This window comes from Kitasatospora aureofaciens, from assembly GCF_001188955.3.
Lineage (GTDB): Bacteria > Actinomycetota > Actinomycetes > Streptomycetales > Streptomycetaceae > Kitasatospora > Kitasatospora aureofaciens.
The window spans coordinates 18,503-27,577 of record NZ_JPRF03000064.1 but is presented as its reverse complement, the minus strand read 5'-3'; the positions used below and the strand labels follow the sequence as shown (position 1 = coordinate 27,577).

Annotated in this window: 3 protein-coding genes; all 3 read right to left on the bottom strand. The window is 71.1% G+C overall.

The genetic code is table 11. The features are described from left to right. Positions 1–2,411 precede the first annotated feature (2,411 nt). Complete coding sequence (locus tag HS99_RS33075; RefSeq protein ID WP_046386256.1) at positions 2,412–3,641, bottom strand: replication-relaxation family protein; 1,230 nt, start codon at positions 3,639–3,641, stop codon at positions 2,412–2,414. Between the two features lie 180 nt (positions 3,642–3,821). Then, a complete protein-coding gene (locus tag HS99_RS33070; RefSeq protein WP_078867696.1) occupies positions 3,822–8,243 on the bottom strand; it encodes an nSTAND1 domain-containing NTPase in 4,422 nt (1,473 codons plus the stop codon). Beyond that, positions 8,240–8,728 (bottom strand): CU044_2847 family protein, encoded by a 489-nt coding sequence (locus tag HS99_RS33065; protein WP_223885852.1) that lies wholly within the window; start codon positions 8,726–8,728, stop codon positions 8,240–8,242. Before HS99_RS33065 ends, HS99_RS33070 begins: the two co-directional genes overlap by 4 nt. Positions 8,729–9,075 lie beyond the last annotated feature (347 nt).

Genomic DNA, 9,075 nt, shown 5'->3' with positions numbered 1-9,075 from the left:
GGCGGGGCGGCGGTGCTGACGCACCGCCAGGTGCGGGGGTGACGCCTGGCGGCGTCACCGTGCGTGGCGTTCCCGAGGCTGCGCCTCGGGGCCCGGCTGCGCCGGGCGGGGTGGCTTGGGCCATTCGCCTGCGGCGAATTCGCTGGCAGGCTTTGGCCCCTGACGGGGCAGCAACTGAGGGGGCCTACGGCCCGGCTCCTCGGGCGCGTTGACGATGTGACGCGAATTTCGGGTACAAGGCCCCTCCCCCGGGGCCGCCCCGCCGTTGACGATGTGACGCAAAATTCCGGTAGCACCCCTCCCCCTCCCTACGGTCGGGCAGCGTTGACGATGTGACGCGCATTTCCGGTACAAGGCCCTCCCCCGACGAGAAGGGGGTACCCGGCCGAGCACCCGTTGACGATATGGCGTAAATCCCCGGTGCAGCGTCTCACTCGGGGGTCGGGGGTGCCTCTGCCGGGGGTCCGGGGCCCCTGCCGGGGCCTCCACCACCACCCCGTCCAGCGGCCCCGTGCCGGGGCTCCCCGGGCAGTCCTCCCCAGGCCTGACGCCCCGTGCCGGGGCGAGGCGGGGGCGGGGCCGTCGAAGATGCAAGAGCTGTCACCGACCCGACCCCCGCACCACCCCCGGGAATCCGGCCGGGGCACCCCCCGAAAACAGCCACCGAACCGTCACACCCCACCCCGTCAAAAAGCCCCAGGCACGGCGCAGCACAGGGCGCAGCGCGGGGCGCGGCGCGGGGCGCGGCGCGGGCCCCCTGAAACGCACGGGGATGTCACCGTGAACCGGTCTCGGACGTCACCGGGCAGACGCGCGGGAATGAGGCTGGACACACACCACGGCATCCGGTCCTAAACCCCACCGCCAGCACCTGGAATCCCGCCCCTAATGTCACAACGACCACCAACCCGCTACCCGCTGCCACCGGCCAACAATGACCGGTCCCGGCACCCTCCCGAACTCCGAGACCCAACACGACGAAAACAACCAGAACCGGCACCGGAAAACAGCGCGGGCCTTCGGCGAGGGTCGGGGCCTGGCGGCCCCTCGGAAAGGGCTGGGGGTGTCGCCTGCGGCGCCACCGAGAAACAGGGGATGGCCGGTATTCGGGTGGGCCTGGCGGCCCGGCGCCGAGGTCGTCCAGGAGGCGCCTGCGGCGCCCCGGGCGCAGGTGCCGGCCAGACCCGCCACGGGGGCGCAGCCACCCTCCCAAGGCCTCTCCCGAGGGCGGCGTACCCGTCTCCTGGACGGCGGCCTGACGGCCTCCCACACCCCCGGGCGCCGGCCCTGGGGCGCCGGGCTCCGAGACGGCGGCCACGACGGCGGGACGGCGGCACGGCCGCGGGGAGCAGCCGCCACCCCCCGGCCTCCATGCGACGCGCGAGGCATCAACCGACGACGTCGACCAGACGCAGCGACCCAAGCGACCCGCACGGCCACTGACGGCCCCGGACGGCCTGGACGGCACCCGGACGACGGTGGGCCGGGCGCCCATCCATGGCACGCGCGAGGCACCCAACATCGCCAGCCGGGCTCCGCCGACGGCGGCCCCGGGCGGGCGCTGCCCTACAGGCCACACAGCCCCACAGGCCGCCCTACAGACAAGCACCCCCACCAGGGCGAACACGGGCCCTGCCCCACAACCCCCACAGGGCATACCGGACAAGACCGGCATGCCCGGCTCACAGGCCCCACACCCAACCCCACAACCCCACAACCAGGTTCACCGCGGCTGTCGCGCCCACCTGCCACGTCCCCACCACACACAAAACGGCGGCCGGAGCAGGGCGCAGCACCGCACAGCGGCGCCCCGGACAGCGGGCGCGGCGGCCCCCGGACGGCGGGCACGGCGGCCAGGACGGGCGCCAGGGGGCGGGATACGGCAGGGGCGCGGACAGCGGCCAGACAACCGACCCGCACCAAGCTTGATGCCACGCGCGAGGCATCCAGCCAACCCCCCGGCCGGCAAGGACGGCGGCACCGAACAGGACCAGGGCCAGGCGGACACCGACAAGCAGCCAGGCGGCCTCGCGCCGCGCGGCCTGGACGGCGGCGAGCAGAACACCGACGGCACCGAGCAGGACCCCGACGAGCGGCCCCCGGACACCGTGGGCCCCTGGGAGACGAGTACTCAAATCGAGCCCCAGAGCGCGCGGGCAGAAAACCAGCAAAACCACCGGCAAAAACCTCGGCTAAAACTCCCCCGAAAACCACCCGCAGAAAATCCAGGAACCCGCCGGAAAACCCGCCAACTCCCCACCCCCGGCACCCCCGCCCCCAGTCGTATGGCATGCCCACGGCGAACACACACAGCAACCAGCAACAGCCCCGGCCCGGGACGGGCGTAGCAGCCGACCGGCTGCCCCAGCCAACCCCGCCAACCCCAAAAAGCGCCTCCAACCACCAACAGGTCACACCCGGCGGCCCCTCACCGGGTAGAGCTTGGCGTGCAGCACCCGTTCCTCCCACCACGGATCGTCCGGGGCGGAGACCAGCGCGGCCACCTGCTCGCGCTTGGTCGGGGCGGGCAGCACCAGCGCGCCCAAGTCCTTGATGGCGCGGTCCTGTTCGCACTGCGGGCACTCCAGCCGGTCCGGGCTGGCCTTCTCCCGCAGCTCCAGCTTCGAGCCCTCCTTCCCCCCGATCGAGCCCCGGCACGTCCAGCACGGGCGCAGCAAGGCGTTCGCGGTCCGGGCGGCCTCCAGCTGTTCTTCGGCCTCCCGTTCCAGGCGCTCCTCGCGGTCCTGGTGGCAGGGCCAGCAGCGGCCGCCGGGGCGGCGGGTCCACTCGACCTGTCCCTGGCGGCCGTACTCCCAGGTGCTCTCCTCCTCGGGAACGTCGCCGCAGTCGATGCAGACCAGGGAGTCCATCAGCTCCTGGTGGGCCTTGTGCTCCTCGTCCTCGCGGGCGGCCTGGCGCAGGTCGTAGGCGGCCCGGTTGTTCGGGTCCTCCAGCGCCTCGATGAGGCAGTGCCGGCCCGAGCGGCCAAAGCGCCACCAGATGGGCCCGAGCGGCCCGCGGGCGGCCAGCAGCTCCAGCGTGGTCGCGACGATGGGCACGGCGTCGTCGTACTCGCGCCACCCGTCGTCGTTGTCGTCGCGGACCTCCCTGCACCACCGGCCGCGCCAGCACTCGGCCGACAGCTCCCCGACCGCTTCCTGGCGGTTGGCCAGGGCGACCGGTCCGGCGTCGGTGACGACCAGCGCGACCGGCGGGTACCCGGCCCGGGTGTGGCCCGGCCAGGTACGGCGCCACCAGTGCACCGTCCGGTCGGCCGGCTCCCGGTCAGCGAGGGCCGGGTCGTTGTCGCGGACCCTGGTGCGGAACAGCTCGCGGTACCGGGGGAACTTCGCAGCGACGTCAGCCGGCGCCATGGTGACGCGGTCAACCTCCACCATCAACACCGGCACCCCGATCTCCGGGGCCTGCCACACCCCGTCCGGACGCACCTTGCGCCGCCCGCCCGGCAGCAGGAACTCGGTCTCGGTCGACCAGGACCGCACCGTGCCCACCCCGCCCGCCGCCCCGGGCGCGCTACCGCCGAGGACGAACGCGAGCACGGTCTCGTTGACCGCCATCGCATGCTGGGCACCGGAGCGCCCGGCGCCCCGCGCCGTGCCTCCCATCTCCGAGCGGACCATCCCGAGCACCTGACCGGATGCCGTACACCCAGGAGGGCTTGTAGCCTTCGGTTCTCGAACCGAGGGCTACGTCGACGGGAGTAGGCGCTGCACCATTCCGTTCGCGGTCATGCCTATGGCTGTGGCAAGTTGGTGCAGGCTGCCGCGTTACGGTGGGTGGTCGAAAACACTGCTCAGGTCTCAGCGGCGCGAGGGGCATGGGGGCTGGTATGGGATCCCCGGGGCGTACTGCGTCCAGTCGTTCGTACTGATGCCGGTGCCGGCGTAGGCGCAGAGGCGATCGGCCAGTGCAGTCGGGTCGGTGTCGAAGAAGCGGACGGAATCACTGCCGACAACGGCGAGCCGGTCGCCGTTGGGCGTGAACTGGATGTCTTCCGCGTATTCGCCGGGGGCGATGGTCCCGGTCACGTGGGGGATGGACGGGTTGCGGATGTCCCACAGTTGAACTGCGGACTTGTCGCCACGGGCCCATACGGCCATGAGTTTGCTGTTCGGGCTGAAGGCGACGGCGCTGGTACCAGGCTGGGTGTTGATGGCCGCGATGGACCGTGGTTGGGCCGGGTTGCGGGTGTCCCAGAGAGCCAGGGTGTTCTCAGCCGCGCCGGTGGCGGCCAGTAGCTTGCTGTCGCCGCTGAATCGCACGGTGGATCCGGAGCGGTCGGAGAGTTTGACGGTGCTGGTCGGGTGGCCGGCGGTGAGGCCGTACAGGTACAAGCTGGTGCCGAACCCGCTGGCCTGCGTAGTCGCGGCGGCGACGCCAGAGGAACCCGCAACGCTGCCGTGGTTCACGCCGGTCAGCGGCGAGTCCACGCCATGCTGCGGGTGGTGCGGATCGCTGATGTCCCACCACGTGACGCCGTCCTGGGTGAGGACGCAGGCAGTGTGGTTGTCCACCAGGCCGGCCAGGTCCCGGTTGGGGTCGGGGAGGGGGAGCTTGCCTGCCTTGAGGACGGTGTGGCTGTCGGTCACGCGCCAGAGCTGGAGGTAGCCGTCGCCCTGTACGGCGACCAGGCTTCCATCATCGGAGGAGGTGACTCCCGAGGACACGATGACATCGCCGAGCCCGGTGGGGGTGGTGGGGAAGTGTGCCGTGCCGAGTGAGACGCCGGTTGGGTGTGTGGGATCGTGAATGTCCCATAGTTGCACCGCGCCGTCGTGGTCGACGGTCAGCAGCGCAGTCGCGGTGAGGAAGGTGATCGTTTGCGAGAAGGTGGCGAGGGGGATTGTGGCCAGGGGGTCCTTCCCGCCGGCTCCGGATCCGGGTACCTCCCACAGCCCGACGATTTTCGAGTTGTCGCCCATGGTGCCTCGTGCACGCGTTTCGACCGGTGCCGCGATCAGGTTCCCGTCTGGGCTGATCGCGAAGTTGTCCTTGCCCGTCACCTGGAGGCCGCCGACCCGCGCCACCGGGTCTCGCCACAGGCGTACCTTTCCGTCTCCTCCACCGCTCAGTACCGCGCCGTTCGGCGTGGCCGCCAGGGTTCTGGTGTCGAAGGCGGTGCTGGTGCAGGCCGGAACCACAAGGCTGTCAAGGCTGATATTCGAGACGTCCACATGGCACAGCGCGCCCTTGGCGTCATACGTGCCCATTCCGCCGAAGGTGAGTTGGCTGCCCTCTGGGCTGTAGGCCACGCTCATCACATCTACCGAGACCCCGGGGAAGACCGATAGCGGTTTCGAGGTGTCGCCAATCTTCCACAGGTCCACATGCGCGTCCCCGCCCGCGGCCAGCCAGTTGCCGTCCGGGCTGAAAACGAGCGACTGGTAGCCGGTGGAGATGGCGGTGGTCGAGACGGGTTTGGCGGGGTCGGTCAGGTCCCAGAGCTGGGTGGCGCCGGCCTGGTTGCTGGTGGCCAGCAGTTTGCTGGTGGGGGCGAAGGCCACTCCTCCTATCAGGGTGCCGTTGCCGTTGCCGGGCAGTACTGGCAGGAGGCGCGGGTTCGCGGTGTCCTGGACGGACCAGAGCATGCTGGAGCCCTGCTCTGTGGCGGCGGCGAGCAGGTTCCCGTCCGGGCTGAATGCGAGTGAGCTGACTCTCAGGCCGCCGGGGAGTTGGTCCGGTCCGGGCAGGGGTAGCTTGGCCAGGGTGCTCGGGTGCTGGGGATCGGCCAGGGACAGCAGACACAGGCCGCTCTGGTCCGGGCATCTTGCGGCCAGTTGCGGCTGGTCGGGAGCTAAGGCGATCGCGGCTGCGCGTTGCAGGTGCAGCGTCGTGTGCGCAACCGGGGCGGACGGGTCGGCCGTGTTCCATATCCGCACGGAGCCGTCTTCGGTACCTGCCCCTACCAGGGAGCCATGCGCCTGCGCAGCTACGCTGATCACTTCGCTGCCCGTGGTGGCGAGGACGTGGTCGAGCGGCGTGCCGAGGATTGTGTAGAGCTGGCTGGCAGCGGCTTGGGTGGGGGAAGTGCGGTAGGCGGCGATCGCGAGTTGGGCGGCCAGCCCCGGTTCTGTGGGGGTCAGGGCGGCTGCGTCCGCGGCGAGGGTGTTCGCGCGGGTGATCGCGACGTTGCGCGCGGCGTCCTTGTGTGCGCGTTGTGCGTTCACTGCGGCTGCCGCGGCGACGAGCGCCAGGACGCAGACGGTGGCGACCCCGGACCACAGTGCGCCACGACGACGGCGCAGGCGCCGCTTGCCGTGCTTGAGGAAGTCCTTCAGTGGCTCGCTCAGTTCGGCCGAACGGGCGGGCAGCCACTGTCGTGAGAGCGCGATGGCGGTTCGGGTCGGCAGTAGGTCCGCCGGCCGATTCCGGTCCTCCCAGCGGTCCAGGTCGTTCTGTATGCTCTCCCGCCAGGCCAGGAACGAGCGGTCCGCTGCCACCAGCTCCCTGGTGGTCTCCCATGCTGTGATAACCGCCTCGTGGGCGAATTCGACACGCCGGCCCTCGCCCGCGCGGTCGCTGCTGTCCTGGCCCTGGATCACCAGGAGCCTGGCTCTGGCCAGGCGCTGGGCGATATCCCATTCCTGGGGATCGATCTCGGTTCGGTAGACGGCGCGGCGCAGCGGCGCGGCCGTGCCGACCGGGATCCGCACCAGTCGGGTGAGCAGTCGTCTGGCGGCTTCCCGGTCCGCGTCCGGTATCAGGGCGCCCCACTGCTCCTTCGCGCAGTAGTTGAGGGCGCCGGCGACACCGCCGAGCCGGGTGTATTCCTGATAGGTGATGAGGCCGCCTGCGCACCGTCGCCACAACTGGTCGAGGGTGAAGCCGAGCAGCGGCAGAATGCCGGGTTCGGAGCCGGCGTCGGCCAGAATGCGCTCGATCAGCTCGTCCTCGTAGCGGGCACCGGGGACCGCGTCGACCGGCTTGGCGATGACCTCGCGCAGTTGGTCGGGGCGCATCGGTTGGAGTGCCTGGATCTTCCTGCTGACCAGCGGGCCCAGCCGTGGGTGGGCGAGGGCGTGTTCCAGCAGGTCGGCGCGCAGGGTGGCCAGCACGGCGACCTGGTCGGGGGTGCCGGGGCCGCCCAGCACCTCGGCCAGCTCGTCGATGGCGCTGTCGCTCTGGTCGAGGAGTTCCTCGAACTGGTCGAGCACGACCAGCAGACGTGAGCTTTTCTTCAGTTCCAGGATCCGGAATGCGGTCTCGCGAATCCCTCGGGTGGCGAGTTCTTCGGTCAGCTCGGTGATCCTGGCCGGGCGCTCGGCCTCGGACAGTTCGGGGTTCAGCTCCTGCAGCAGGGCCGCGGCCAGCGCCCGCAGCGCGGTGTTGTACGCGGCGAAGTGGACCACCACGGCGCTGTCTCCGGCCTTACGCCGCCTGGGGATGACGCCTGCCATGGCCAGCGACGACTTGCCGCAGCCGGAGGGCCCGACCAGCGTGGTCCAGCGCTCGCGCGCGGTGATGGCGGCGAGCTGGTCGGCGTCGGCTTCGCGGCCGAAGTAGCTGCCGGTGTCGGACTCCTGGAATGCGTTCAGTCCGCGAAACGGTGAGGGCGGCTCGGCGAGCGGTCCCAGGTCGGGCCAGGCCGCGATCAGCCGGTCGGTCGGGATCAGGTAGCTGACCGGCGGGGTGCCCGCCTCTGCCACCGTCATCAGGCCGACCACGCCGCCGAGTTGCTCGTCCCAGACCGCGCTGCCACTGAATCCCGCCGACACCCGGTGGCCCTGTCCGGACTGGTCGAGCTGCACCCACTGGCCGGCCAGCCTCGCCCGAAGGGTTCCGGAGTGCCACACGCCCTCGGGATGCCCCTGGGGGAATCCGAAGACCCGGGACGGGTGGTCCCAGGTCTGCTGCGGGCCCGTCTTGATCAACCTGATCGGCCGGGCACCGGGCAGTGGCGCCTCTAGCGCGAGCACGGCCAGGTCGGCCGCGGCCGGCTGCGCCGGGCCCCAGACTCTCACCCGCGCCGTGCCCGACACCGGTTCCCGCCCCGGCATGGCCGGTAAGAGAGCGGCTTCGAGCACGAGTTGCGCGCCGTCTGGCGGCATCTCACCACCGGGCAGCCCGAGTGCCGTGCTCACCACGTGGGCGCAGGTGAGCACCAAGTCCTCCGCCACCAGGAAGCCGACGCCGACCGGCTCGCCCCGCGAGTCCTGGACCCGCAGCAGCGCCGCGTGCAACGCCGCCGGATCCCCCCCAGCCGATGGCTCGGGAGTGGTCACGGCGTCCGACCCGCCTCGGCAGACGGCGGACGCCAGGTGAGCGAGACCTTGAAATTGGCCTGCGCCGTGGTCGTGGAGATCACCAAGTCGGCTTCGGCGGACATCGACAGGCCGAACTCCAGCGAGATCTCCTCCGGCGCCTGCGCCATCCCGCCCAGGCCCTCGACAAAGCTCTCCGCCACCGGCCTGATACCCGCCAGCATCTCCCCGAGCGAACGCGCCGCCCGTGCCGCCACCTGGCCGGGCCGGGACACCTGAATCAACCCCTCACCGGCCGGCTCGACCTCCACCCTCACCAACTGCCCCAGCCCGGCCTCACCCTCGACCGGGAGTTCCACCAAGTACTTCACGTCCACCCCTTCGCAAGAGTCGCACCCTGCGGGCAAAGCCATGAACGACACCGCTGCCGCACCGCGCTGTTGCGCGCCCGCGGTGCAGCTCGCACGGCCTGCACCGCCGCCAACCGGTAACTGGCTCAGCAGCACGGCAGGTCGTCGGTGCCGGAAAGTCAGCCAGCCGGCAATCCGGCAGTCACTCACAGTCTCCAGCCAACTCGGCGGGGAGAAAAGCGATTTGAGCAAAAGCGGAGCTTCGGGCAGGGGTAGACCGGCAACACCTCGCCAGCCGCCTACCCCCTCGCACGCGCCCTTGACGGCGAGGAACGGCCCGGCCCGTCCGAGGACGGGCGACGGTGTCGCCGGTCCCAACCGGCTTGCCCGGGCGGTCCGGCCTGGGGAAACAGGGGCGGCGCCGGACGGGGGCCGCTACCTCCGGTACAACCTCCGGTCACACCGTCCAGCACACCGTCTGGGCAACCCTTCAGCACCCTGCC

Bases quoted from the DNA above. Each gene is read 5' to 3' on its own strand.
- HS99_RS33075 (WP_046386256.1), bottom strand. From the start codon at position 3,641: ATGGTCCGCTCGGAGATGGGAGGCACGGCGCGGGGCGCCGGGCGCTCC.